The 23370-nt window shown below is 64.9% G+C and carries 21 protein-coding genes; 13 read left to right on the top strand and 8 right to left on the bottom strand.

Features of this window, described 5'->3' with window-relative positions:
- The first annotated feature begins 193 nt into the window (after positions 1 to 193).
- From FVW59_RS14225 to FVW59_RS14210, 4 genes are all read left to right on the top strand, one after another.
- Positions 194 to 1390, top strand: coding sequence for an efflux RND transporter periplasmic adaptor subunit (locus FVW59_RS14225; RefSeq protein ID WP_187275900.1), 1197 nt, complete (start codon positions 194 to 196; stop codon positions 1388 to 1390).
- Complete coding sequence (locus FVW59_RS14220; protein ID WP_246139743.1) at positions 1390 to 4500, top strand: efflux RND transporter permease subunit; 3111 nt, start codon at positions 1390 to 1392, stop codon at positions 4498 to 4500. Before FVW59_RS14225 ends, FVW59_RS14220 begins: the two co-directional genes overlap by 1 nt.
- 181 nt (positions 4501 to 4681) lie before the next feature.
- Positions 4682 to 5752 (top strand): class I SAM-dependent methyltransferase, encoded by a 1071-nt coding sequence (locus FVW59_RS14215; protein WP_148065017.1) that lies wholly within the window; start codon positions 4682 to 4684, stop codon positions 5750 to 5752.
- 12 nt (positions 5753 to 5764) lie between these two features.
- Complete coding sequence (locus FVW59_RS14210) at positions 5765 to 6676, top strand: pirin family protein (RefSeq protein ID WP_148065016.1); 912 nt, start codon at positions 5765 to 5767, stop codon at positions 6674 to 6676.
- A gap of 59 nt (positions 6677 to 6735) precedes the next feature.
- Here the strand turns inward: FVW59_RS14210 and FVW59_RS14205 are convergent, their stop codons facing one another.
- Positions 6736 to 8295 (bottom strand): phosphoenolpyruvate carboxykinase, encoded by a 1560-nt coding sequence (locus tag FVW59_RS14205; protein WP_148065015.1) that lies wholly within the window; start codon positions 8293 to 8295, stop codon positions 6736 to 6738.
- 180 nt (positions 8296 to 8475) lie between these two features.
- Entirely contained in the window at positions 8476 to 9363 is an 888-nt protein-coding gene (gene hslO, locus FVW59_RS14200) for an Hsp33 family molecular chaperone HslO (protein ID WP_148065014.1), read from the bottom strand.
- Between the two features lie 192 nt (positions 9364 to 9555).
- On the opposite strand from hslO, the gene FVW59_RS14195 reads away from it, so the two are divergent.
- From FVW59_RS14195 to FVW59_RS14185, 3 genes are read left to right on the top strand one after another with little or no spacing between them, the layout of a single operon-like run.
- Positions 9556 to 10422, top strand: a complete 867-nt coding sequence (locus FVW59_RS14195) for a TIGR03619 family F420-dependent LLM class oxidoreductase (RefSeq protein WP_148065013.1) — start codon at positions 9556 to 9558, stop codon at positions 10420 to 10422.
- 60 nt (positions 10423 to 10482) lie between these two features.
- Positions 10483 to 11358 carry a DMT family transporter gene (locus FVW59_RS14190; protein WP_148065012.1) on the top strand — a complete coding sequence of 292 codons (876 nt, stop codon included), beginning with the start codon at positions 10483 to 10485 and terminating at the stop codon, positions 11356 to 11358.
- A gap of 35 nt (positions 11359 to 11393) precedes the next feature.
- Positions 11394 to 11669: a polyhydroxyalkanoic acid system family protein gene (locus FVW59_RS14185; protein WP_246139742.1), complete on the top strand. Its 276-nt coding sequence runs from the start codon at positions 11394 to 11396 to the stop codon at positions 11667 to 11669.
- A gap of 1 nt (position 11670) precedes the next feature.
- On the opposite strand, the gene FVW59_RS14180 is transcribed toward FVW59_RS14185, so the two are convergent.
- Together FVW59_RS14180 and FVW59_RS14175 are read right to left on the bottom strand one after the other, a co-directional pair.
- Positions 11671 to 12759 carry a patatin-like phospholipase family protein gene (locus FVW59_RS14180; protein ID WP_148065011.1) on the bottom strand — a complete coding sequence of 363 codons (1089 nt, stop codon included), beginning with the start codon at positions 12757 to 12759 and terminating at the stop codon, positions 11671 to 11673.
- Positions 12749 to 13747: an AraC family transcriptional regulator gene (locus FVW59_RS14175; RefSeq protein WP_148065010.1), complete on the bottom strand. Its 999-nt coding sequence runs from the start codon at positions 13745 to 13747 to the stop codon at positions 12749 to 12751. Before FVW59_RS14175 ends, FVW59_RS14180 begins: the two co-directional genes overlap by 11 nt.
- Before the next feature lie 112 nt (positions 13748 to 13859).
- Here FVW59_RS14175 and FVW59_RS14170 point away from each other — a divergent pair, with 112 nt between their 5' ends.
- On the top strand, positions 13860 to 15038 hold the full coding sequence (locus FVW59_RS14170; RefSeq protein WP_148065009.1) for a ferritin-like domain-containing protein: 1179 nt from the start codon (positions 13860 to 13862) through the stop codon (positions 15036 to 15038).
- Positions 15039 to 15102: 64 nt separating this feature from the next.
- Here the strand turns inward: FVW59_RS14170 and rpsT are convergent, their stop codons facing one another.
- Both rpsT and FVW59_RS14160 read right to left on the bottom strand, forming a co-directional pair.
- Positions 15103 to 15369 carry a 30S ribosomal protein S20 gene (rpsT, locus tag FVW59_RS14165; protein WP_148065008.1) on the bottom strand — a complete coding sequence of 89 codons (267 nt, stop codon included), beginning with the start codon at positions 15367 to 15369 and terminating at the stop codon, positions 15103 to 15105.
- Positions 15370 to 15465: 96 nt separating this feature from the next.
- Complete coding sequence (locus FVW59_RS14160) at positions 15466 to 15840, bottom strand: diacylglycerol kinase (RefSeq protein ID WP_148065007.1); 375 nt, start codon at positions 15838 to 15840, stop codon at positions 15466 to 15468.
- 199 nt (positions 15841 to 16039) lie between these two features.
- On the opposite strand from FVW59_RS14160, the gene FVW59_RS14155 reads away from it, so the two are divergent.
- Positions 16040 to 16681 carry a TetR/AcrR family transcriptional regulator gene (locus FVW59_RS14155; RefSeq protein ID WP_148065006.1) on the top strand — a complete coding sequence of 214 codons (642 nt, stop codon included), beginning with the start codon at positions 16040 to 16042 and terminating at the stop codon, positions 16679 to 16681.
- Positions 16682 to 16762: 81 nt separating this feature from the next.
- Positions 16763 to 17761, top strand: a complete 999-nt coding sequence (locus FVW59_RS14150) for a tyrosine-protein phosphatase (protein WP_148065005.1) — start codon at positions 16763 to 16765, stop codon at positions 17759 to 17761.
- 60 nt (positions 17762 to 17821) lie between these two features.
- Here the strand turns inward: FVW59_RS14150 and FVW59_RS14145 are convergent, their stop codons facing one another.
- Positions 17822 to 18094 (bottom strand): hypothetical protein, encoded by a 273-nt coding sequence (locus tag FVW59_RS14145; protein WP_148065004.1) that lies wholly within the window; start codon positions 18092 to 18094, stop codon positions 17822 to 17824.
- Between the two features lie 195 nt (positions 18095 to 18289).
- Positions 18290 to 18511, bottom strand: coding sequence for a hypothetical protein (locus FVW59_RS14140; RefSeq protein ID WP_148065003.1), 222 nt, complete (start codon positions 18509 to 18511; stop codon positions 18290 to 18292).
- A 128-nt stretch (positions 18512 to 18639) separates the two neighbouring features.
- Here FVW59_RS14140 and FVW59_RS14135 point away from each other — a divergent pair, with 128 nt between their 5' ends.
- The 3 genes from FVW59_RS14135 (at position 18640) to FVW59_RS14125 (ending at position 23365) form a co-directional block, all read left to right on the top strand.
- Positions 18640 to 19803, top strand: coding sequence for a 1-acyl-sn-glycerol-3-phosphate acyltransferase (locus tag FVW59_RS14135; protein WP_148065002.1), 1164 nt, complete (start codon positions 18640 to 18642; stop codon positions 19801 to 19803).
- Complete coding sequence (dinG, locus tag FVW59_RS14130) at positions 19797 to 21917, top strand: ATP-dependent DNA helicase DinG (RefSeq protein WP_148065001.1); 2121 nt, start codon at positions 19797 to 19799, stop codon at positions 21915 to 21917. Before FVW59_RS14135 ends, dinG begins: the two co-directional genes overlap by 7 nt.
- 161 nt (positions 21918 to 22078) lie before the next feature.
- Positions 22079 to 23365 carry an outer membrane beta-barrel protein gene (locus FVW59_RS14125; protein ID WP_148065000.1) on the top strand — a complete coding sequence of 429 codons (1287 nt, stop codon included), beginning with the start codon at positions 22079 to 22081 and terminating at the stop codon, positions 23363 to 23365.
- Positions 23366 to 23370: the final 5 nt, after the last annotated feature.

Genomic DNA, 23370 nt, shown 5'->3' with positions numbered 1-23370 from the left:
CAACTCCTCAGTGTGGTGTCGGGGATGAGAACACTCATCCATTGGCCGTCAGACTACGTAAGAAAATTAGAATAAACATACTAGAATGTTGTCCATTCCTGACAGGCGGTGAATGTTTCCCGCCCGCCGCATTCAGCAAGGGTTCAGCCCCGGGACGCACAGTGCAGTCATTACCGACAAGCAAGGAACCGGCATGAGTCTTTCCGGTCGCAAACAGGCCCTGTGGACCGCCCTGGCACTGGTCGCCGGCGTCGGCGTATCCTGGCTATTGCTGGTGGGCAAGCCGGCTCCCCAGCCGGAGGCGCCCGCCCGGCTGCCGCCCCCCGCGGTGGATGTAATCGCGGTGGAACCCGCTGCCCGCGCCATCGCCGTTACTACCCAGGGCACCGTGGAGCCCCTGCACATGGTGAGCCTGGTAAGCCAGGTTGCCGGGCGGGTGGAAGCTATCTCCCCGGGCTTTGCCGACGGCGGTTTCTTTCGTGCGGGGGACGAGTTGCTGCGCATAGAAGACGCGGATTTCAACCTGGCGATCGTACGCGCCCGCTCCCAGGTGGCGGCTGCAGAACAGCGTCTGGCGGAGGAGCGCGGCCGCGCCCGCCAGGCCCGGCGCGAGTGGCGCGATCTCGGTACGGTGGAGGCCAATGCCCTGTTTTTGCGCGAACCCCAGATCGCCGCCGCCGAAGCCGCGCTGGAGGGCGCCAGGGCGGATCTGCGGGCCGCCGAACTGGATCTTGAGCGCACCCGTATCAGCTTGCCCTTTAACGGGCGCATCAGCACCAGGCACGTGGGTGTTGGACAGTACCTGGCGCCAGGCGCGGTGGTGGCCGAGGCCTACGCCACCGATGTCGTGCAGGTGCGACTGCCCCTGACGGACCGCCAGGTCACACTGCTGGACCTGCCCCTGACTTACGCCGGCGAGCAGGAGTCTGCCGCGCCGCCGGTAGCGGTGACGCTCGAAGCGCGCTTTGGCAGTCGCCAGTGGCAGTGGCAGGGCAGCATCGTGCGCACCAACGCCAGCATCGATGTCGACAGCCGTGTGGTCTACGCGGTGGCGGAAGTGCGCGACCCCTTTGCCCGCGAGCCCGGCAGCCAGCGTCCGCCACTGGCGCCGGGTCTCTTTGTGCACGCCACGATAGAGGGCCGCAGCATGCCCCAGGTGAGCGTGTTGCCGCGCAGCGCCCTGCGCAACGATGACAGCGTGCTGGTGGTGGACGCGCGCGAGCGCACCCGGCTGGTGGCGGTGCAGGTATTGCAGGGCGATACCCGCCAGGTCTGGGTGCAGGGGCTGCAAAGGGGCGACCGGGTCATCGTACACCAGGCGCCCAATGTCACCGCTGGTGCGCAGGTCTCGGCGCGCGAAGTCAGCAGTGTGGCGGAAGTGGAATACTGATGATGAACGGGCCCGTGCGCTGGTTCATACACAACCCCATCGCCGCCAATCTGCTGATGGTGTTTCTGGTGGTAGGTGGCCTGTGGGGCATCCCGGCACTGGAAAAGCAGTTCTTCCCGGAATTCGAAATCAACCAGGTGCGCGTCAGTCTGTCCTATCCCGGGGCTGGCCCCAGCGAAGTGGAAGAGCAGATCTGCCTGCGCATCGAAGAGGCCGTGCACGACCTCACCGGGGTGAAGGAAATTCGCTCTGAAGCGCGGGAAGGCATGGGCACCGTGGTGGTCGAGGCGGAGCCCGGCTATGACATGCAGCGCCTGACCGCCGAGGTGAAAACCCGGGTCGATGCCATCAATACTTTCCCGGTGGATGCCGAACGCCCGGTAGTGACGGAAATGGCCTTCCGCCACCATATGGCCATCGTCACGCTGGCGGGGGATATCGGCGAGCGCGGCCTGAAAGAGCTGGGCGAACGCCTGCGGGACGACCTTTCCGCCCAGCCCAATGTCTCGGTGGTGGAACTGGATACGCCGCGGCCCTTCGAACTGGCGGTGGAAATTTCCGAAGTCACACTGCGCCGCTACGGTCTCACCTTCGACGATGTGGCCAGCGCCATTCGCGCCGCCTCCCTCAACCTGCCGGCGGGTGCCATCAAGGACGCCGGCGGCGATATCCGCCTGCAGACCCGCGGCCAGGCCTACACCGGCGCCGACTTCGCCCGTATTCCCCTGCTCAGCCGTCGCGACGGCACCCAGGTGCTGCTGGGCGAGGTGGCCACCATCGTCGACGGCTTCCAGGATGTGGACGTCCGCAACCGCTTCAACGACAAGCCATCGCTCAACCTGCATGTGTTCGTCACCTCCCACCCCAACACCCTGGCGACATCGGACACCGTAAAGCAGTGGGTGGAGGCGACGCGCGCCGGCCTCCCCGAGGGTGTTGAACTGGTGATGTGGCGCGATTCCTCCGAGCCCTTCAAGGGGCGGGTGGACACCCTGCTGAAGAACGGTATCGGCGGCCTGGCGCTGGTGTTTGCAGTGCTGGTGCTGTTCCTGCGCCCGCTGCTGGCGCTGTGGGTCTGCGTGGGTATCGGCGTGTCCTTCATGGGCACCCTGTTCCTGCTGCAGTACACCGGGATCAGCCTCAACATGATCTCCCTGTTTGCCTTCCTGCTGATCCTGGGCATCGTGGTGGACGACGCGATTATCGTCGGCGAGGCCATCCACTCACGCCAGAGCGCGGGCGAGGGCGGCGCCAGCGGTGCCCTGAGTGGCGCCCAGAGCGTGATCAAGCCGGTGATGTTCGCGGTTATCAGCACCATGATTTTCTTTGTGCCGATGTTTTTCATGCCCGGGGAAATGGCCCAGGCGGCCTTCGCGATTCCGGCGGTGGTGATCATTGCTCTCAGCTTTTCGCTGGTGGAGTGCCTGCTGATTCTGCCGCCGCACCTGGCCCACATGCGGCCGCCGCGCCCCAGCCGCTTCGCCGCGCTGCGCAGGCTGGAGTCACTGCGCCTGCGCTGTGCCGATGGCATGACGCAGTTTGCTGCAACCCGCTACCGCCCCTTCCTCGAACGCTGCCTGCGCAGCAATGTGCTGGTGAGCGCCTTGTTCCTCTGTCTGCTGCTGGTCAGCCTGGCGATCTACGGCGGGGGCTGGATCCGCGCGGGTTTTTTCCCGGCGGTGAATTCCGATCATGTCGATGCCGAGGTGGAGCTGGCCGAGGGGGGCGCCTTTGCCGACACCCTCGCCGCTTTACGCCAGATTGAAGGCGCTGCCCTGCGCCTGAAAGACGAGTACAACGCCGACCCGGCCTACGGCGGCGAGGCGGTGATCGGGCACATCGATTCCCGCGCCAATGAGAACACCATCAAAGTGGTAATGGAGACGCTGTCGGACCAGGTGGACACCGCGGTCCTGTCGCGCGACTGGCGCGAGGCCATCGGCGATCTCGGCCCGGTGGAAGACTTCAAGCTCGACTACACCATCAATGAGCGCGGCAAGCCCATCCGCCTGGTGCTGGCGGCGCCGGAGGTGGCCAGTCTCAATGCGGTGTCGGAGGAGTTGCGCCAGTTGCTGGAGAGCTATCCCGGCGTCTACAACGTCAACGACAGCCTGCAGGCGCCGCGCCAGGAAATCGTGCTGGCACTCAAGCCCGCCGCGGAAAACCTCGGTATTACCCTGGCGAGTCTGGCGCGGCAGGTGCGCGAGGCCTTTCACGGCGCCGAGGCCCAGCGCATCCCCCGCACCAAGGAGGATGTGCGGGTGATGGTGCGTTACCCGGAGGAGGAGCGCATTTCCGTCGCCAACCTGCAGGATATGCGGGTGCGCACGCCGGCCGGGGCCGAAGTCCCCTTTGCCACGGTGGCGGAGATGCGCTTCGAGCCGGGCTACATGACTATCGAGCGCCTCAACCGCAAGCGCACCCTGGAAGTCAGCGCCGACGTGGCGGAGGGCAGCTCGGACCCGCGGGCCGTGGTCGACGACATCGTGCAGCGCTACCTGCCCCAGTGGCAGCAGCGTTACCCGGGCCTGAGCCTGGCGCTGGATGGTGAACTGGAAGAAGAGGGCGCCTTCATGGACGCCATGCTCAAGTACACGGCGCTGGCCATGCTGGTGATCTATGCCCTGATGGCCATCCCCTTCCGTTCCTACTTCCAGCCCCTGCTGGTGCTGACCGCGGTGCCCTTCGGAGTGATGGGGGCCATTTTTGGCCACCTGATTCTCGACTGGCAGATCAGCATGTTCTCACTGCTGGGGGTGATCGCCTGCGCCGGCGTGGTGGTGAACGACAACCTGGTGCTGATTGATCGCATCAACCAGTTGCGCGCGGCCGGGCACGGCGTGAGGGAGTCGCTGCTGCAGGGCGGCCAGGACCGCTTCCGCCCCATTATCCTGACCTCGCTGACGACGTTCATCGGCCTGGTGCCGATCATGTCCGAGACCAGCGTGCAGGCGCAGTTCCTGATTCCCATGGTGACCTCGCTCGCCTTCGGTGTGCTCTTTGCAACCGGGATCACACTGCTGCTGGTGCCCTGCCTCTACCTGATGGGGGAACAGGTTGCGCAACGCCTGTCCAGGCGCCGTCAGGCCCTGGCGGAGCCCGCGGTCTGAACGCGCGGGCAAATTTCCCGCGCTCGACTATAGTTCAGGCGTAAAGCCGCTTTTCCGGAGCGAAGCTGCGCAATCACCGGGAACTGTCTGTTCCCGATCCGGTTTCATGTCGTCCGAGTCTTTCGTCCCGCTGGGAGCGGAGGGGTGTTTTTGTTCCACAACCGAAACAGAGGTGGCAGCCATGACAGCGGTAGCGGGATTTGACGAAGCAAAGTTCGAGCAGTTGTTCGGCAAGGTGCTCGGCGACGTGGGTGGGGCCATGGGGCTGTTCATGGCCTACATCGGTGACCAGAGCGGTATCTACAAGGCGCTGGAGGAGAGCGGCAATATCGGCCACGAGGCCCTGGCCGACCGCACTGGCGTGGATGCGCGCTACCTGCGCGAATGGCTTAGCGCCAACGCGGCGTTTGGCTACGTGAACTACGACGCCGACAGCGACACCTTCTCCCTCAGCCCCGAGCAGGCGGCGCTGTTTGCCCACGAGGGCGAGCCGACCTGTATGCAGGGCTTTTTCCAGGCCGTTGTGGCCCAGTATGCGACCCACGATACGGCGCTGGACGTGTTCCGCAGCGGCCGCGGCCGACCCTGGGGCGAGCACCACACCTGCTGCTTCTGTGGCACTGACCGTTTCTTCCGCCCGGGCTATGTCAGCAACCTGGTCAGCCACTGGATACCGGCCCTGCAGGGAGTAGAAGACAAACTGAAAGCCGGCGCCCGGGTAGCCGATATCGGCTGCGGGCTGGGCTCCTCGTCACAACTGCTGGCCCAGTCCTATCCCAATACCCAGGTATTCGGCTTTGATTTTCACGGCCCCTCCATCGACACGGCGAAACAGCGCGCCTCCGCGGCGGGGCTGCCCAACCTCAGCTTCGACTGCTGTGCCGCCACCGACATACCCGGTGCCGGCGACTACGACCTGGTGTGCATCTTCGACGCCCTGCACGACATGGGGGACCCGGTTGGTGCGGCCCGGCACATCCACCGGCTGCTCAAGCCCGGCGGCACCTTCATGCTGGTGGAGCCGATGGCGGGCGACAACCTGGCGGAGAACCTCAACCTGCTCTCAGGCATTTTCTACGGCTTTTCCACCACCATCTGTGTGCCCACGTCGAAGGCCCAGGCGGTTGGGCTGGGGCTGGGAGCCCAGGCGGGGCAGAAGCGCCTTACCGAGGTGTTGAACGAAGCGGGGTTCAGTCAGGTACGGCGGGCGACGGAGACGCCGACCAATATGGTGTTGGAGGCGGTGGCCTGAACAGGAGCCGCCATGAGTAACGAGTCGCTATCCCTCGAGCAGGACTGTGAATGCGGCCCTGGCGAGGCCGGTGTTGAATTGCTGATCCGGCCCCGGGAGCGGAACCTGGGGGGCTTTTCCGTTCGGCGTGTACTGCCGCACCTGAAGCAGCGGATGGTGGGCCCCTGGATTTTCTTCGATCATATGGGGCCCGTAGACTTTCGCGCCGGCGAGGGCATCAATGTCCGGCCCCATCCCCATATCAACCTGGCCACGGTGACCTATCTGTTCGAAGGTGAGATCTTGCACCGGGATTCCCTCGGCAGTTTGCAGGCCATCGTGCCCGGCGACATCAACCTGATGGTGGCCGGGCGCGGTATTGTCCACTCCGAGCGCGAGCGGGCGGAGATCACCGCGACCGATCACCGCCTGCACGGTCTGCAACTGTGGCTGGCCCTGCCAGAGGCGCTGGAGGAAATGATACCGGCCTTCCATCATTTCCCCGCGGAGGATATTCCCGTGGTGGAGGTGGGCGGGGTGCCGGTGCGAGTGATGATGGGCACCGCCTATGGCGCGATTTCGCCGGTGCCCACCTTTGCCGAAACCCTGTACGTGGAGGCCCACCTGCGGGCCGGTCAGCGTCTGCGACTGCCGCAGGTGCAGGAGCGCGCCCTGTACGTCGCCAGTGGCGCACTGACAATCAGCGGCTGCGACATTCCGGAATACGCCATGGCCGTCCTCTCTCCGGGGAGTACTGTCGAGGTGGCCGCGAGCCGCGAGGCGCGCATCGCCCTGATTGGTGGTGAGCGAATGGGGCATCGTTTTATCGAGTGGAACTTTGTATCCAGCCGCGCCGAGCGCATTGCCCAGGCCAGGGAGGACTGGCAACAGGAGCGCTTTCCCCTGGTGCCGGGTGACGAGGGCGAGCGCATCTCACTGCCCTGATCCGCCCAACGAAAAAGGGCCCGCCATATGGCGAGCCCTGCGGGGTTAGCGCTGTGCGCTCAGGAAGCCTGGGGCCCCGCAGCGACGATGGCCTCGGACACGTCGAACTTCTCGAAGTTCTGGGCGAACAGGTTGGCCAGTTTGCGCGCCTGCTCGTCGTAGGCGGCCACATCGCCCCAGCTGTTGCGCGGGTTGACGTACTTGGCGTCCACCCCGGGAATGGCGGTGGGGAAGTCCAGGTTGAGGATGTTCAGGTGCTCGGTGGGCGCGTTCAGCAGGGCGCCGCTCTGGGCCGCGGCCACGATGGCGCGGGTCACCGGGATGGGGAAGCGCGCGCCGGTGCCGCCGGGGGCGCCGGAGCCGCCGGTCCAGCCGGTGTTGATCAGGTAGACCTGGCTGCCGAAGTCCTCAATCCGCTTCATCAGCAACTCGGCGTAGTCGCCGGCCGGGCGCGGCATGAAGGGCGCGCCGAAGCAGGTGGAGAAGGTCGGGTGAATGCCGGCCTCGGCACCGAGTTCGGTGGAGCCCACGCGGGCGGTGTAGCCGGACAGGAAGTGAAATGCCGCCGCTTCCTTGCTCAGGATGGACACCGGCGGCAATACGCCGGATACATCGCAGGTGAGGAAGATCACGCACTTGGGCTCGCCGCCGGCGTTGGACTCGGTGCGTTTCTCCACGTGTTCCAGCGGGTAGCAGCAGCGGCCGTTCTCGGTCAGGCTGGTGTCGCAGTAGTCGGCGTGGCGCGCGTCGTCCAGCACCACGTTTTCGATGATGCTGCCGAAGCGGATGGCGTCCCAGATCACCGGCTCGTTCTTCTGCGACAGGTCGATGGTCTTGGCGTAGCAGCCGCCCTCGATGTTGAACACTGAACCCTTGGCCCAGCCGTGCTCGTCGTCGCCGATCAGGTAGCGGCTGGGGTCGGCGGACAGGGTGGTCTTGCCGGTGCCGGACAGGCCGAAGAACAGGGTGGTGTCGCCCTCGTCGCCGACGTTGGCGGAGCAGTGCATGGGCATCACGTCTTTTTCCGGCAGCAGGAAGTTCTGCACCGAGAACATGGCTTTTTTCATCTCGCCGGCGTAGCGCATACCGGCCAGCAGCACCTTGCGGCGCGCGAAGTTGATGATCACCACGCCGTCGGAGTTGGTGCCGTCGCGCTCGGGATCACAGGTGAAGCCCGCCGCGTTGAGGACAGTCCACTCCGGCTTGCGGCCGACGTTGTACTGGGCCGGGCGGATAAACATGTTGCGACCGAACAGGCCCTGCCAGGCGGTTTCGGTGACGACTTTCACCGGCAGGTAGTGGTCGCTGTGCTCGCCCACGTGCAGGTGGGAAACGAAGCGGTCACGCTCGGCGATGTGAGATTCCACGCGATCCCACAGGGCATCGAATTTGTCGCTGTCGAAGGGGCGGTTGACGCTGCCCCAGTCGATGGCTTCTTCGGTGCTGGGCTCGCGCACCACGAAGCGGTCTGCGGGAGAGCGGCCGGTGCGCTTGCCAGTGGTGACCAGCAGGGCGCCGGTGTCGGCGAGGATGCCTTCGTTGCGTTTAAGGGATTCTTCGATCAATTGCGCGGTGCCCAGGTCAACCAGTTCCTGGGGGGGCTTAATGTCGGCGGTCATCGTGTGTCCTGTTCTCGGCGTCCAGCCTGCATGGGACCGGTACTGCCATTTCGTTGGGTATCGGGGGGGCGAAAGTATGCCAGAAAGCGGTATCGAAGCGAACTGAATTGGCGAAAAAATCGACGAACCTGCAGGCATCTCGCGGGTGCCCGCAGGGCGGTTCAATTTGCTGGTGCGCGCTCAGTGCAGGGGCGGCTCGGGGCTGCCCTGCAGCAGTTCGGCCAGGTCCTCGCGCTGGTACTGGTAGCGGCTGTTGCAGAACTCGCAGTCCATGGTGATGGCGCCCTGCTCCGCCAGCAGGGATTCCAGCTCCTCGCGGCCCAGCGCCACCAGTGCACCGAAGGTGCGCTCGCGGGAGCAGCTGCAGCGAAACAGGGGTGTGCGCGGTTCAAACAGGCGCAGGGCTTCCTCGTGGTACAGGCGGTGCAGTAACTCTGCCGGCGCCAGGGTCAGCAATTCTTCATCGCGGGCGGTGGCGGCCAGGGTGCAGGCATGTTCCCAGAAGTTGTCGCGCTGGCGGGAATCGGTGACCAGTTGCGAAGGCAGTTGTTGCAGCAGCAGGCCGCCGGCGCGCTCGCCGTCTGCGGCCAGCCACAGACGGGTGCCGAGCTGCTCGGATTGGGCAAAGTAGCTTTGCAGGCACTGGGCCAGGTTGTCGCCGTCCAGCGGCACCACGCCCTGGTAGCGTTTGCCCCTGCGCGGGTCGATGGTAATGGCGAGCTGGCCATTGGCGAGCAGCAGGTCAAAGCGTTCGGCGGTGGCCTGTTCGGCGCCGCGCACGATGCCGCGCAGCTCCAGCTCACTGCTGCACTCCACCATCAGCAGGGGAATCTGGCCCTCGCTGCGGGCCTGCAGAATCAGTTTGCCCTCGAATTTGAGAGTGGTGGCCAACAGCACCGCGGCCGCCAGGAACTCGCCCAACAGACGGCTGACCGCGGGGCTGTGATGGTGCAGGGCGAGAATGTCGCGGTAGGCGCTGTCGAGCTGCACGAATTCGCCGCGCAAGTCTGCCTCGTCAAACAGGAAGCGCAGGCTGGTATCGGTGGCGGAGGGGGCGTTTTCGGTCATGGGTGTGAGGCCTCTGGTGCCGCGAGGTTGATCCCGCGGCGCTTCTGGTACGTAACATAGCTTGGAGGGTTCAGTATTTGAGGCCAGTCCGGCGAAAATTCAAGGCGGCCATGACCGCGCGCCGGCCGGTCGCTACATTGTAGGGCCTCTGCACCCGCAAATCCGCAATCGCGCAGAAACAAGGAGCCATCTATGAGATTCAGCTATCAGGTCGGTATGTGTGAGGCCGATCACTATGTACCGCTGGCCCGAGCCGCCGAAGCGGCAGGTTACGACGGCATCACCATCCCCGACAGCATCTGCTACCCCCGGGAGGCGAGCTCCAAGTACCCCTATAACAAGGATGGCAGCCGCGAATTTCTCGAGAGCGTGCCCTTCGTCGAGAGCCTGATCGCCGTGGCCCACATGGCGGCGGTGACAGAAAACATCCGCTTCGCCACGTTTGTCTACAAGCTGGCAGTGCGCCAGGCCGCGGTAGTGGCCAAGCAGGCGCAGAGCATCCAGGTGCTGTCCGGCAACCGTTTCGATTTCGGTATTGGCATCTCCCCCTGGGAGGAGGACTTCGCAGTGTGCGGGGTGCCCTGGGAGAAACGCGGCCAGCGTTTCGACGAGCAGATCGATATCCTGCGCGGCCTGGAAAGCGGGGAGTTCTTCGGCTACGAGGGCGAGTTGATTTCCATGCCGGCCAACAAGATGTGCCCGGCGCCGAGCGCGCCCACACCACTGTTGATCGGCGGTCACGCCGATGTCGCCCTCAAGCGCGCGGCGCGGGTTGGCGACGGCTGGATGTGCGCCGGCGCTTCCATGGATGACCTGCGCGGCTACATCGGTCGCATCAACAGTCTGCGCGAAGAGTACGGCACGACCGACCGTCCCTTCAGGGTATTCACCACCGGTCAGGACGCCTTCAGCAAAGAGGGCATTGAGGAACTGGAGTCCATCGGCGTGACCGACGTCATCATCGGCTTCCGCAATGTCTACGAGATGGAGCCTGACAAGCCGCTGGACGAGAAGATCGCCATGCTCAACTGGTACGCCGGGGAATTCATCACAAAATAAGCCCCGCGGAGGGTCCCGCCCCGGTGCTAAAGTGCGCTTTTTGCCGGGGTCGGGGCGTCCATGAACAATGTGGTTCTCTATTTTCTGACGGTGCTGATCTGGGGGTCCACCTGGATCGCCATCAAATACCAGCTCGGCGACGTGTCGGTGCTGGTGTCCATCGCCCACCGCTCCATGCTGGCCGCCCTGCTGGTGTTTGCCTTCCTGCTGCTGCGCCGCCAGTCCCTGCGCCTGCCCCTGGGGCAGCACGCCTTCGTACTGGCCCAGGGGTTGTTGCTGTTCAGCGGCAACTACGTGTTTATCTATCCCGCGACAGCGGAATTGACCAGCGGCCTCGTCGCGGTGGTGTTCTCCACCATGGTGATTCTGAACATGGTCGGCGGCGCCCTGTTCCTGGGGATTCCTGCCAGCGCCATGGTAGCGGTGGGCGGAGCCCTGGGCCTGCTGGGCATGGGCGTGCTGTTCCTGCCGGAACTGGAAGCGTTCAGCTTCTCGGATAGCAGCTTTCGCGCCCTGTTGCTGTGTTTTGCCGGCACCTGCTGTGCGTCACTGGGCAACCTGTTTGCGGCGCGCAATACCCGCAGCGGACTGCCGGTGCTGGTGTGCAACGCCTGGGGCATGTTCTACGGCGCCTGCGCCCTCTACCTGAGTGCGCTGGTATTGGGGCACGAGATTCGTCTGGACTGGCAGCCGTCCTACCTGGTGTCATTGCTCTACCTGTCGCTGTTCGGTTCGGTAGTGGCGTTCTGGGCCTACGTCACCCTGATCGGTCGCATCGGGCCGGACCGCGCCGCCTACAGCTCCCTCCTGTTCCCGGTGGTGGCGCTGCTGATATCCACCGTCGCGGAGGGGTACCAGTGGACCCTGCCCGCCGTGTTCGGCCTGGCGCTGGTGCTGGCCGGCAACTGGCTGGTCATGCGCCGCGGGGCGGCCTGACTTATACTCGCCGCAAACAGCAAAGGACGACAGACGTGGCCGGATTTCGCCTGACCAAAGCCTATACCATGCCCAGGGATGAACTGCGCGAGGCCGCCGAGGGGCTGGCGGCGCGCCTGGAACAGCAGCACGGGGTGCGCTCCAGCTGGCGCGGCGATTCCGTGCGTATCAAGGGTTCCGGGGTGGACGGCGAGCTGTCCTTCGAGGACGGGGTGGTGGATGTCTCGGTGCGCCTGGGGCTGCTGGCGTCGCCGTTCAAGAAGATGCTGCAGGCCGAGGTGCAGCGCTACCTCGACGAGCATATCCACTGATTCAGGCAGCGGCTCTGCCCTTGAGTACGGTCACTCCGGCCAGGGGGTCGCTGCCGCTGACCAACTCGGCAAACTCCTCCGCCAGAGCGCGGCTGCGCGCCACGCACGCCTCCCAGTAACGCACCCGCGCATCCGGCGCCAGACGCTGGAAGTCGCTGCGGTCGGGGATTTTGCCCAGCGGCAGTTGCGCGACCCAGGCGGGATTGGGGCACAGTAATACCAGCCGTTCCACGGCCTGCCGCTGCAGCGGGCGGGTGCGCCAGGGCAGGAACTTGTCGAACCAGCCGGGGGTGATGTCCGGGCGGAAGTGGGGGTAGAGCAGCAGGCCTTCGCCGCGGTACTGGGCCAGGTCGAAGTGATAGTCGATGATGCCCCCGTCCCAGTACTGGCCGGGGGGTGCGCCGGGGATATCGCGCTCGCCGGTCAGCACAAAGGGAATGGCGCCGCTGGCGTGCAGGGCGGCGGCCAGGTTGTCCGGCCCCAGCGGTGCATAGTGGGTGTGGAAATCCGCCAGTTCCAGTCCTGGCGCGGCCTGCGCACCGCTGTGGAAAACCACCCGCTGGAATCCCAGCCGCAGGGCCTGCCGGTGCACCGAGTTGCCCAGTGCCGCGGCCGCCATGGCGGAGGCCAGCAGGGGGCCGCGCCCGGCCGCCGCCGGGCCGCGACCGCGGGCGGTAACGATATGGCTGTGGATACGCGGGTGGGTCGCCACCCGGGCCGCGCCCTGTTCGCCCAGGGTGGCCCGCAGGATTCCGCCGCTGACCGCGCTCACTTCAGCGGCATCCGGCCTGCTGGAGAACTGCTGGTAGAGGTAGCCCTGTTGCAGTCGCCTGACCGCCGCGGCGGGGTCGTCCAGGGCCAGGCAGGTGTTGCGCCAGGAGCCGATGGATGAACCGAGGGTGGTCAGCGGTGTATTGCTGCGTTGCAGGAAGTCCCCGAACAGCACCTGGTCCAACTCGCTCAGCACGAACCATTTGGGACCGCCGGAGGCGCCCAGCAGCAGGCTGAAGAGGCTGGCGTCCCAGCCCTCGCGGCGCAGTTGCCGTGCCGCCGTTTCCCCCGCGTACACCGACAGGGCACTAGTGGCCACCGCGAACCTCGCGCGGCGAGCGGCCGGTCCATTTCTGGTAGGCGCGGCGGAAGTTGGAAGCGTCGTTGAAGCCCACCAGATAGGCGATGGTGGACAGCGGCAGGCGCGAATTCTGCAGGTGGCGGGTGGCGTGCTCGGCGCGCACCTTGTCCAGCAGTGTCTGGTAGGACAGGCCCTCCTGTTCCAGCCGGCGCCGGAAGGTGCGTGGGCTGAAGTTGAGCATGTGGGCGATCTGGGGCATCTGCGGATACTGCCCCTCCAGCTTGCGCAGCAGGCGCAGGGTTTGCTCGGCCACCGATTCTTCCTCCTCCAGATCGGCCAGCAGGCGCGCGCACTCCTCTTCGTAGAGGGCGCGCAGGGCCGGGTTGGAGGAGGGCAATTGCGTATCCAGCAATGCCGACTCGAAAGAGATGCGACCGCGGGCGGCGTTAAAGTGCACGTCCTCGCCAAATACGGCGTAGTACTCGCCGGCGTGGGCCGGCTCCGGATAGGGTACCTCCACCCGCAGCTCAAGTTGTGGCAGGTTCAGCAGGCCGCGCAGGGTATTGAGGATAGAGGCGTACATCAATTCATAGGCGAAGGTGAGGGAGTTCTGCTGCGGTGTGCTCACCGTGGTCAGGTAGCAGCGCCCGGCGCGGGTCTCGAACTCCAGGTAGAGGGCCGGTGACAGCAGGTGGTAGTAGCGCAGGAACAGCTCCATTACCTGGCTCAGGTCGCGGCAGGTCATGAAGGCCTGGCCCAGCACCGCGTGGGCGCTGAGGTTGCAGCGCAGTCCCAGGTGCAGGCCGAGGGCGGCGTCGCCGGTGAGTTCAAAGGCATTGCTCACCAGCCGGGCGAAGTCCTCTTCCGATACCCTGGCGCCGATGCCGCCGAGACCGGCGGTCGCCAGACTGGTGCCGGCCAGCAGGGGCTCGCGGGCAATGCCCTGCCCCTCCACCATGTCGATGAGGATCAGGATGTACTGAGCGGGCGTGGTGGTCTTGGGCATGGGGCTTATTTGGCCATAAATGACCTTAAAATGACAACACTTTACCTTGTTGACCCGGCGCTGCTCTCCCATAGTGTGGACAACGGCATCCATAACATTAAGGAGATGTGCCATGCGCATAGAGTGGAAAGAGCAGAGTCCCCGCAAAATCCAGAAATTTGCCGGGGCGGACTTCCCCAGTGACAACCCCGATCTGGAGGATCTGCTCACCAGCGGCGACGTCGATTACATTGCGGAAATTTTCCAGACCCCCCTCACCGGTTCCTACAACTGGGACTACAAGGTGCAGGACGACCGCATCAAGAAACTCTACGACCTCGGCAAGCAGCTCAACTGGGATCCAGAAGTCGATATCGACTGGGACCGCCCCTGGCCGGAAGAGCAGCGCATGCCCGAGTTGATGAACCTGCATACCTACCAGCCCTACCTGGATCTGGACGAGGCCGGCCGCAAGGAATTCTGGCTGCACATGAACGCCTGGAGCCTGTCCCAGTTCCTGCACGGTGAGCAGGGCGCGCTGCTGGTGGCCTCCCAGCTCTGCTCCTGCGCGCCGACCCTGAACGCCAAACTCTACGCCGGTTCCCAGACCTTCGACGAAGCGCGCCATGTCGAGGTGTTCAACAAGTACCTGCAGAAGCGCATCGGGCTGATGTACCCGATCAACACCCACCTGAAGAGCATCATCGACAAGATCCTCACCGATGCCCGCTGGGACATGAAGTTTATCGGCATGCAGATTGTGATCGAGGGCCTGGCCCTGTCCGCCTTCAACACCACCCGCGAGACCACCCCGGATCCGGTGCTGAAGGATGTGGTGTACCTGGTGATCCGCGATGAGGCCCGCCATGTGACCTTCGGGGTGAACTATCTGGAAGAGTTCGTGAAGACCCTGAGCGACGAGGAGCGCGAGGAGCGCGCCCAGTTCGCCTATGAAGCCTGTGTGGTGAGCCGCGAGCGGTTGGTGGCCACCGATGTGTTCCAGCACTTCGGCTGGGACGTGGAGGCCACTCGCAAGCAGGTACTGGAAGGCTTCGTCATGTCCACCTTCCGCAACCTGCTGTTCCAGCGGGTGATACCCAACCTCAAGCGGATTGGCCTGCTGACCGACAAAATCCGGCCCAAGTTCGAGGAGCTGGGTATGCTCGAGTTCGAAAACGCCGCCACCGACGGCGACATCGACTGGGCGGCGCTGGAACGTCCGCTGGACACCCGGGAAGCGCAGAGCTACGAGCAGAGCATGGTGGAGAATTTCCACGCCCTGCAGGACGAGGAGGCCCGCAAGGCGAGCTGAAGGAAAACGACAGACACAAAAAAGCCGGCGTTGAGCCGGCTTTTTTGTGGAAAGCGGTAAGCGCTTACGCGGCCAGGGCTTTCACCTTGGCGTTCAGGCGGCTCTTGTGACGAGCGGCCTTGTTCTTGTGGATGATGCCCTTGTCGGCCATGCGGTCGATAACGGGCACGGCGGAGGCATAGGCCTCTTTCGCCTTCTCCGCGTCGCCGGTGCCGATGGCGGCAACGACTTTCTTGATCTGGGTGCGGACCAGGGAGCGCAGGCTGGCGTTATGGCTGCGACGTTTCTCGGCCTGGCGGGCGCGTTTTCTGGCTTGCGGTGAGTTGGCCACGGTGTCTGTCCTCTAAAGCTCGAATAAGGGGTCAAAATTCAAAGAGGCGCGATTATTCATATTCAGTGCCCACTTGTCAACAGCTGCGCGCGGCCCTCAGCTGGCCCACCACTGCCACAGGGACAGGCTCCAGGCGAGGGCGAACAGCAGCAGTGACACCAGCACCGCCGCCGAGCCCAGATCCTTGGCCTGGCCCGACAGGGGATCGTGCTCCGGGCCGATACGGTCCACCACCGACTCGATCGCGGTGTTGAGGATTTCCGCCAGGATGACCAGCGCGCAGCACACCACCAGGATCAGCTGGTGGGACAGGTCGGCACCGACCACGAAGGCCAGCGGCAGGAAGGCCAGGGCGAGGGTGGCTTCGGTGCGGAAGGCCTCCTCGCTGCGCCAGGCGGCGAGCAGGCCATCGCGGGAGTGGCGGGTGGCCGCCGCGAGGCGGGCCAGGCCGCGTTTGCCGGGTTTGTGCATATTCGGCCCTGGGGGTGGCTGCGGGGCTATCACTGTGTCCTCTGGGTATCGCTGCGGTGTAGATGGCGGCAGCTGCTGTTTTTTGAACCAGCCACAGCATAGTGGCTGGGGCTGCCGCTTGAAAGTACAGGGGCGGTGGTGGCGCTGGTCGCAAGGAGTATACTAACGTCCGTTAGTTCAATTCTGCCCGGTACCGTCCATGTCCGATCAAGCTGTCGCCGACAACCTTCCCCCTGCCTCAACCGCGGAGCGCATCCTCGATGCGGCGGAGGACCTGTTCGCCGAGCGCGGCTACAGCGCCACCTCCCTCGGCGATGTGGCGGATCGGGTCGGCATCCGCTCGCCCAGCCTGTACAACCATTTCCGCAATAAGGAAGCCCTGTACCGGGCGGTGATGGCGCGCCTGGTGACCGATTTTTCCGGGCCCATCGCCGAACTGCGGGCCGGCCCCATTACCCACGAGCGGGTGCTGGAGTGGCTGGAGACCATCGTGCGCCAGCACCACGCCAATCCCAACCTGGCGCGCCTGCTGCAGCACGCCGCCCTGTCGGGGGGGCCGGGCACCAGCGACCTGATCGAGCAGCTGTTCCGGCCCATGTTCGATAGCAGCCGCTCCTTCGAGGACGAGCCCGGGCCGGTGCTGGGGGACGCCGCCCTGCAGCCCTGGGCGGTGATGGCCTTCAACAACCTGGTGATGTCCTACATCACAATGGCGCCGATGTACCGCGACCTGCTGGGCCAGGACCCGTTCAGTGAATGCGCCATGGAGCAGCAGCTGAAGCTGGTGAAAACCCTGTTGCAGGCGGTGTTTGAGTACCGGGGTCACCACCTGCTGTCCTGACCTGACTGAACCCGGCGCTGCGCCGGTTGTCACAGAGAGGCCCTATCCTGTCCGTAAACCTGAAGCATTGATGGATCCCACATGTTGTTGAGTGAAGCTGTACACATCTGGCGCGACCCCGACGGGGAATACCACATCGAGTGGCAGGCCAGCGACCCCGCGACCAGAGTGTCGGTGGAGGCGCTGGCCGATGATGGCGCCGCCTTCGAGGCCCACTACATTGAGCCCTCCAGGGCCCGGATCAGCGGCCTGCCGGCTTCGCGCCGTCATTTCTTTCGCCTGCGGGACGAGTTTGGCACCGAAGTGCTGGCGACCGAGCGCCGCCTCGGGCTGGCCGGCAGCCCAAACTTCCGCGATTTTGGCGGCTACCATACGGCGGACGGCCAGCGGGTGCGCTGGGGCTACCTGTTTCGCTCCGGTCACCTGGCGCGCCTCAATGACGCCGACCTGGCGCTGCTGGACACCCTCGAACTGGACCTGATTTTCGATTTTCGCCAGCAGATGGAGCAGGAGAGTGAACCCTCGCGCCTGCCGGGTCGCCGGCCGCCGCAGGTGCACAGCCTGCCGATCCAGCCGGGCAACAACTCCGGCTTCCTGCAGGACGCCGGTGGCCATGTGGCGGGCCCCGAGGTCATGTTCGACTTCATGGTCACGGTGAACCGGGAGCTGGCGCGCGAGGAGGCGACGGTCTATCGGCGCATGTTCGAGGCCATTCTCGACCAGGACAACGCCCGCTACCTGGTGCATTGCGCCGCCGGCAAGGATCGCACCGGCTTTGCCGCGGCGTTGATGCTGCTGGCCCTGGGAGTGCCGGAGGCGGTGGTGATGCGCGACTACCTGCTCAGCAGTCGCTTCTACGATGCCGAAAAGGAAGTGGCCAGAGTGCGGGAGAAATACGGCCTGACCAGCTCAGACAGCGCCGCCATCCTGCCGATGCTGCAGGTGGACGAGGCCTATCTCGGGGCGGCACTGGGGGCGATCCGGGAGGACTATCCGGATATCACAAGCTACCTTGAAGACGTGATGGGTGTGGGACAGCGGGAGCTGGCGGAACTGCGCCGGCGCTATCTGGAAGACTGATCGAACGGGAGGGACTGGAAAACAGTCGGCGCCTGCCTGCTGCAGGCGCCGACCGGGCAATCAGGAAGCGTCGCAGGCGGCTTTGGCGGCCTTGATCTGCTTCTTCTCGCAACCATCGGTGCTGGCTTCGCCAACACACCACTTGCGGCGTTTGTCCCAGGCGGTCAGCGGCATCTGCTTGCCGTTGGAGCACTTTACAACGTACTCGGCATAGGGAGTGCCATCGCTGGTTTCGCCATTGGCCTGAAACACGATGCTGGTGGGTTTGGCGGCAAAGCTGCCGGCGGATACGGTCAGCAGGGCTGCCGCGGCGGTCACTTTGATCAGGTTCATGCTCTCTTCCTCAAAATGCGTGTAGTTCACTATGGACCGGCGGACCGGCAGGCGCAGACGCGCCCAAGTCGTGACACAGGCATTCTAGGTGAAGTTGACCCGATAGAACGTTACGGATTTGTAACCTTCCCCATTGTGGTGGGGAGATAGGTAACAGTGGGCTGGATGCTTGTACCGCGCCAGCCCGATGCGGGTTCAGGCCAGGCCGATCAGAACCCAGCCGACGATGGCGACCAGCAGGGCCTGGCCGGCCTTGTCGAGGCGAAACAGGCCATAGAGGTAGGCGAAGGGCGGCAGCAGCACCGCGCACAGGCCCCAGGCATAGTCCTCCTTCCAGGATACGACCAGCAGCAATACCCAACTGGTCAGCAGGGCGGCTACTCCGAAGGTCATCAATGCGGCTGAGCTGGCGTCCATGTGTCTTCCTTTTTGTGTTGTTCAGCGCCGCAAAGATTAGCAGAAGCTTCCGGTGGTGGTCACCTGTGCTTGATGACTCGACCCCTGAATTTGGGTATGGTGCGCGCTTTGCTCCGAGAGAACCCCGCTTGACCGACCCCTTCGCCGACATCCGCCCCTACCGCGACGAGGAAGTGCCTGCGGTACTGGCGCGACTGACCCACGATCCGGAGCTGCTCGACGCCCTGGCCAGCCTGCGGCTGGGCTGGCTGGCGCGACTGGCCCCGGCCCTGTGTCGGCCACTGGTGCGCCACTACCTCGGGCGGCAGCTCCGCGGCGTGAGTGACGTGCACGGCATGCAGATGGTGGTCAAGGCCTATATGGATCGCATGATCGAGGATACGACCGGAGGCTTCTCGGTCTCGGGCCTCGATCAGCTCGACCCGGCCCGCCCCTACCTGTTCATGAGCAATCACCGCGATATCGCCATGGACCCGGCCTTCACCAACTACGCCCTGCACCGGGGCGGCCACCAGACCATCCGCATCGCCATCGGCGACAACCTGCTGACCAAGCCCTGGGTGTCGGACCTGATGCGGCTGAACAAGAGCTTTATCGTCAAGCGCTCGGTGAGTGGCCCGCGGGAACTGCTCGCCGCCTCGAGGAATCTGTCGGCCTATATCCGCCACAGTTTGCTGGAGGAGCGCGCGCCGGTGTGGATTGCCCAGCGCGAGGGACGGGCCAAAAACGGCATCGACCGCACCGAGCCGGCGGTGATCAAGATGCTGGCCATGAGCCGCGACAAACAGCAGGCCAGCTTTGCCGAACATATTAGCGAACTGGCCATCGTGCCGGTGGCCATTTCCTATGAGCTGGACCCCTGTGACGCCCTCAAGGCCAAAGAGCTGCACCAGCTCGCCAGCACCGGTTCCTATCAGAAGGCAGCGCAGGAAGATGTGGCTTCCATCGGGCGCGGCATCGCCGGCCAGAAGGGGCGGGTGCATGTCTCCTTCGGTCGTCCGCTGACGGGGGACTATGCCGATGCCGATGCGGTGGCCGCCGCGGTGGATGACCAGATCGTGGCCGAGTACTGCCTTCACCCCAGCAACATACACGCCTACCGCATGCTGCACGGCGAAGACGCCCCGCTGCCGGAGAGCCTCTACCGCGAGCAGGGCGACTGCAGCGCCAGCGCCTTCCGCGCCCGCATCGAGGCCATGCCCGAGGCCCACCGGCCCTATGCCCTCGCCATCTACGCCAACGCCGTGGTGAGCAAACTGGCGCGCCTCGGGAAAACGCCCGCGCCTTGCTGACCGACGCTCTCAAGGACCGCATCCGCGAGGCTTACGCCTCGGTGATGGAGAAAAAGTCCCTGAAACCGCGCTGGGGCCAGCGCCAGATGATTGCCGAAATCGCCAATGCCCTGGGCCGCATTCCCGGCCCCGGGGAAGCGCCCTCGGGCGAGCCGGCGGTGTGCGTGATCGAGGCCGGCACCGGTACCGGCAAGACCATCGCCTACTCTGTCGCCGCCATTCCCGTGGCCCAGGCCCTGGGCAAGCGCCTGGTGGTGGCGACCGCCACCGTGGCCCTGCAGGAACAGTTCGTGGGCAAGGACCTGCCGGATATCGGCCGTCACAGCGAGCTGGAATTCAGTTACGCCCTGGCCAAGGGGCGGCGCCGCTACGTTTGCCTGTCCAAGCTGGACCGCCTGCTGACCCAGGGACAGGGCGAGTCCGGTGTGCTGCCGCTGTACCCGGATGAGTTTGAAGTGCCGCTGGAAGCCGAGGCGCTGCCGGTCTACACGGCGATGATCGACGCTCTGGGGCGCGGCGACTGGGACGGCGACCGCGACAACTGGCCCGGTGCCATCCCCGAGCCGATCTGGTTTGGCGCCACCACCGACCACAGCCAGTGCAGCGGCCGCCGCTGCCCCAATATCAGCCAGTGCAGCTTTTACCGCGCCCGCGAGGAACTGACCCACGCCGATGTGATTGTCGCCAATCACGACCTGGTGCTGGCGGACCTGGCCCTGGGCGGCGGCGCCATCCTGCCGGAGCCCGAGGACTGCATCTACATTTTCGACGAGGGTCACCACCTGCCCGATAAGGCGCTGTCACACTTCGCCAGCTTCTGTCGTATTCACACCACCCTGGCCTGGCTCGGGGACAGTGGCAAGAGCGTGGCCCAGGGCGCTGCCATCCTGGGTGCCCTGTCGGGCCTGCAACACCAGCTGGGTAAACTGCCGGAGCAGATCGAAAGTGCCACCGGGTCACTCAAAGTGGCGGAACAGGTGGTGGCGGCGCTGTTTGATGAGGTAGAACCCGGCCGCGACGAGACCCGCCTGCGCTTTCCCCACGGGCGGGTGCCCGAGTCCCTGCAACCCATTGCCGCGACCCTGGCGGCCCAGTTCCAGGCGCTGTCCGACAGTCTTTCGCGTATTGAGTCGGCCCTGGAAGAGGCCCTGGAAGACGAGTTCAGCGAAGTCACCAAGGACGAGCTGGAAACCTGGCATTTGAATATCGGCGGCATGCTCAGCCGGGCCGAGGCCACCGCGGCGCTGTGGCAGGCCTATGCCACCGGCGGCGAGAATGAGCAGCCCCCCATGGCGCGCTGGATCACCCTGCTGGAGAACAACGGCCTGCACGGCTTCGAGTTGCGCTGCAGCCCCATCCTCGCCAGCGAACTGCTGGAGGAATACCTGTGGCCGCGGGCTGCGGGGGTGGTCATCACCTCGGCCACCATCACCGCGCTCAACTCCTTCGAGCGTTTCATCCTGCACTCCGGAGTGTCGCGAGATGCCCGCTTCAAAGTCGTGGCCAGCCCCTTCGACTACAGTCGCGCGGTGTTCCGGGTGCCGCCCATGGACTGCGAGCCGGGCGATGCCGAAGCGCACACCGCCGCCCTGGTGGCGAAACTGCCCGAGTGGCTGGCGCCCGATGAGGCCAGCCTGGTGCTGTTCTCCTCGCGCCGCCAGATGCTGGACGTCTTTCAGGGCATTGATGCCCGCTGGCGCGAACGCATCCTGATGCAGGGAGATTCCAGCAAGCAGGAAATCCTGCGCCAGCACCGGGAGAAAGTGGACGCCGGCCAGGGCAGCGTGATCTTCGGCCTCGCCAGTTTCGCCGAGGGGGTGGATCTGCCCGGCAAGTACTGCGACCACGTGGTGATTGCCAAGATTCCCTTCGCCGTGCCCGACAGTCCCATCGAGGCCAGTCTGGCCGAGTGGATCGAAGCCCGCGGCGGCAACGCCTTTATGGAAATCAGCGTGCCCGACGCGGCGCTGAAGCTGGTGCAGGCCAGTGGCCGCTTGCTGCGCACCGAAGAGGACAGCGGCCGGGTCACCCTGGCGGACCGGCGCCTGCTGACCAAGCGCTATGGCCGCGCCATCCTCGATTCCCTGCCGCCCTTTACCCGCGAACTGAACTAGGCACCCTTCCGGTCAGGCATCGCCCTGACCTGCCCTTTCCTCGAAGTAGCCCATTTGGGACACGGATTGTCGCGCCTCCCGGAGTAGACTCGGGCAGTGTCAGTGGCGCTGTTCTGCTGACGCGCCCGCTACTGCAACGTTGCTGACAAGGAGGAGCTGCATTGCCGCATCAGCACGCCCATACCGCGCCGGGAAGGGTCACCAGGCGAGGTGAGCGCATCGCTCGCCGCCGGCAGCTGTGCGCGGCGCTGGCGCTGGGTTGTGTCTCCGCCACCGCTACCAGCCAGGACGGCGATGGCAAGTGGTATTACGGTCCCCTGAGCGTGGCGCCTGCCCTGCGTGCCGAACTGGCCTGGGACGACAACCTGTTCTTTACCCCCGACGACACGGTCAGTACCCGGATTCTGCGCATCAATCCGGTCGTGGACGGCGAGTACGCCCTGGCCGGGCAGACATACACCCTGGGCTATCGCGGCGACTATGGCCGGGTTCAGGAAAGCAGTGACGACAATTACGAAGACCACACTTTCAGCGCCGGGATGAACCTGGACCTGGCCCGTCGCCACAAACTGGCCCTCGACGCAGATCTCTCCCTGAAGCACCAGGGACGCGGTGAGGGCATGACCCAGGGGATTGATCCGGACACCGGGGAAATACCCGGTTTTGACCCGGATGGCGAGCCGGTGACCGAGCCGGATCGTTTCAACGTTTCCTCCTTCGGCGGCGACTACTTCTTCGGTGCGCGGGATTCGGGCAATCGCCTGAAACTGTCGGCCAGGGCGCGCAGCACCGAATATCGCAACCACCGCGACCGCACACGCTTCCGGGACCACGACAACTACCAGGCCGGCCTGACGTTTTACCACCAGTTGATGCCGGCCACTTCGCTGTTGCTGGAAGTGCGGGGCAATGAACTGTCCTACGCCGAGACCTTTGCCGGCACCGCCTCCCTCGACAGCCGCGAGACACGCTACCTGATAGGAGCCACCTGGGATATATCCGGGGTGACCCGCGGCACTGTCAAGGTCGGCAGTGTCGAGAAAAATTTCAGCGATGCCGCGCGGGATGACTTTTCCGGGCTCGACTGGGAAGTGGATGTGCTGTGGTTGCCCCGCAGTTACTCGGAATTCCAGCTCAACGCCTCGCGCACCGAACAGGAAACCTTCGGCGAGGGCGACTTCATCGATACGATGATTTACACCCTCGGCTGGAACCACGGCTGGCGGGAAAACCTGCAGTCCAGCGTCAGTGTCAGTTATACCGAGCAGGACTATATCGGCATCGATCGCCAGCAGGACATTATCGATTACCGCCTCTCGCTGACCTACCAGTGGCGCCGCTGGCTGGCTTTTGAGCTCGGTGCGGACATCGCCGACAGCGACAGCGAAGTCGACTGGCTGATGTACGACAAAAATGTCATTCGCGTCGGCGCCACCTTTTCGCTTTGAACCTG

It is taken from the genome of Parahaliea aestuarii, assembly GCF_008064635.1.
In the GTDB taxonomy this organism is placed as follows: domain Bacteria; phylum Pseudomonadota; class Gammaproteobacteria; order Pseudomonadales; family Halieaceae; genus Parahaliea; species Parahaliea aestuarii.
Note: the sequence above shows the minus strand (reverse complement) of the source record. Positions and strands in the feature narration are given on the sequence as shown.

Bases quoted from the DNA above. Each gene is read 5' to 3' on its own strand.
- FVW59_RS14160 (WP_148065007.1), bottom strand. From the start codon at position 15,840: ATGCACAAACCCGGCAAACGCGGCCTGGCCCGCCTCGCGGCGGCCACC.
- FVW59_RS14155 (WP_148065006.1), top strand. From the start codon at position 16,040: ATGTCCGATCAAGCTGTCGCCGACAACCTTCCCCCTGCCTCAACCGCG.
- FVW59_RS14220 (WP_246139743.1), top strand. From the start codon at position 1,390: ATGATGAACGGGCCCGTGCGCTGGTTCATACACAACCCCATCGCCGCC.
- hslO (WP_148065014.1), bottom strand. From the start codon at position 9,363: ATGACCGAAAACGCCCCCTCCGCCACCGATACCAGCCTGCGCTTCCTG.
- FVW59_RS14215 (WP_148065017.1), top strand. From the start codon at position 4,682: ATGACAGCGGTAGCGGGATTTGACGAAGCAAAGTTCGAGCAGTTGTTC.
- FVW59_RS14145 (WP_148065004.1), bottom strand. From the start codon at position 18,094: ATGAACCTGATCAAAGTGACCGCCGCGGCAGCCCTGCTGACCGTATCC.
- FVW59_RS14170 (WP_148065009.1), top strand. From the start codon at position 13,860: ATGCGCATAGAGTGGAAAGAGCAGAGTCCCCGCAAAATCCAGAAATTT.
- FVW59_RS14225 (WP_187275900.1), top strand. From the start codon at position 194: ATGAGTCTTTCCGGTCGCAAACAGGCCCTGTGGACCGCCCTGGCACTG.
- FVW59_RS14205 (WP_148065015.1), bottom strand. From the start codon at position 8,295: ATGACCGCCGACATTAAGCCCCCCCAGGAACTGGTTGACCTGGGCACC.
- FVW59_RS14140 (WP_148065003.1), bottom strand. From the start codon at position 18,511: ATGGACGCCAGCTCAGCCGCATTGATGACCTTCGGAGTAGCCGCCCTG.
- FVW59_RS14150 (WP_148065005.1), top strand. From the start codon at position 16,763: ATGTTGTTGAGTGAAGCTGTACACATCTGGCGCGACCCCGACGGGGAA.
- FVW59_RS14210 (WP_148065016.1), top strand. From the start codon at position 5,765: ATGAGTAACGAGTCGCTATCCCTCGAGCAGGACTGTGAATGCGGCCCT.
- FVW59_RS14175 (WP_148065010.1), bottom strand. From the start codon at position 13,747: ATGCCCAAGACCACCACGCCCGCTCAGTACATCCTGATCCTCATCGAC.
- FVW59_RS14190 (WP_148065012.1), top strand. From the start codon at position 10,483: ATGAACAATGTGGTTCTCTATTTTCTGACGGTGCTGATCTGGGGGTCC.
- FVW59_RS14195 (WP_148065013.1), top strand. From the start codon at position 9,556: ATGAGATTCAGCTATCAGGTCGGTATGTGTGAGGCCGATCACTATGTA.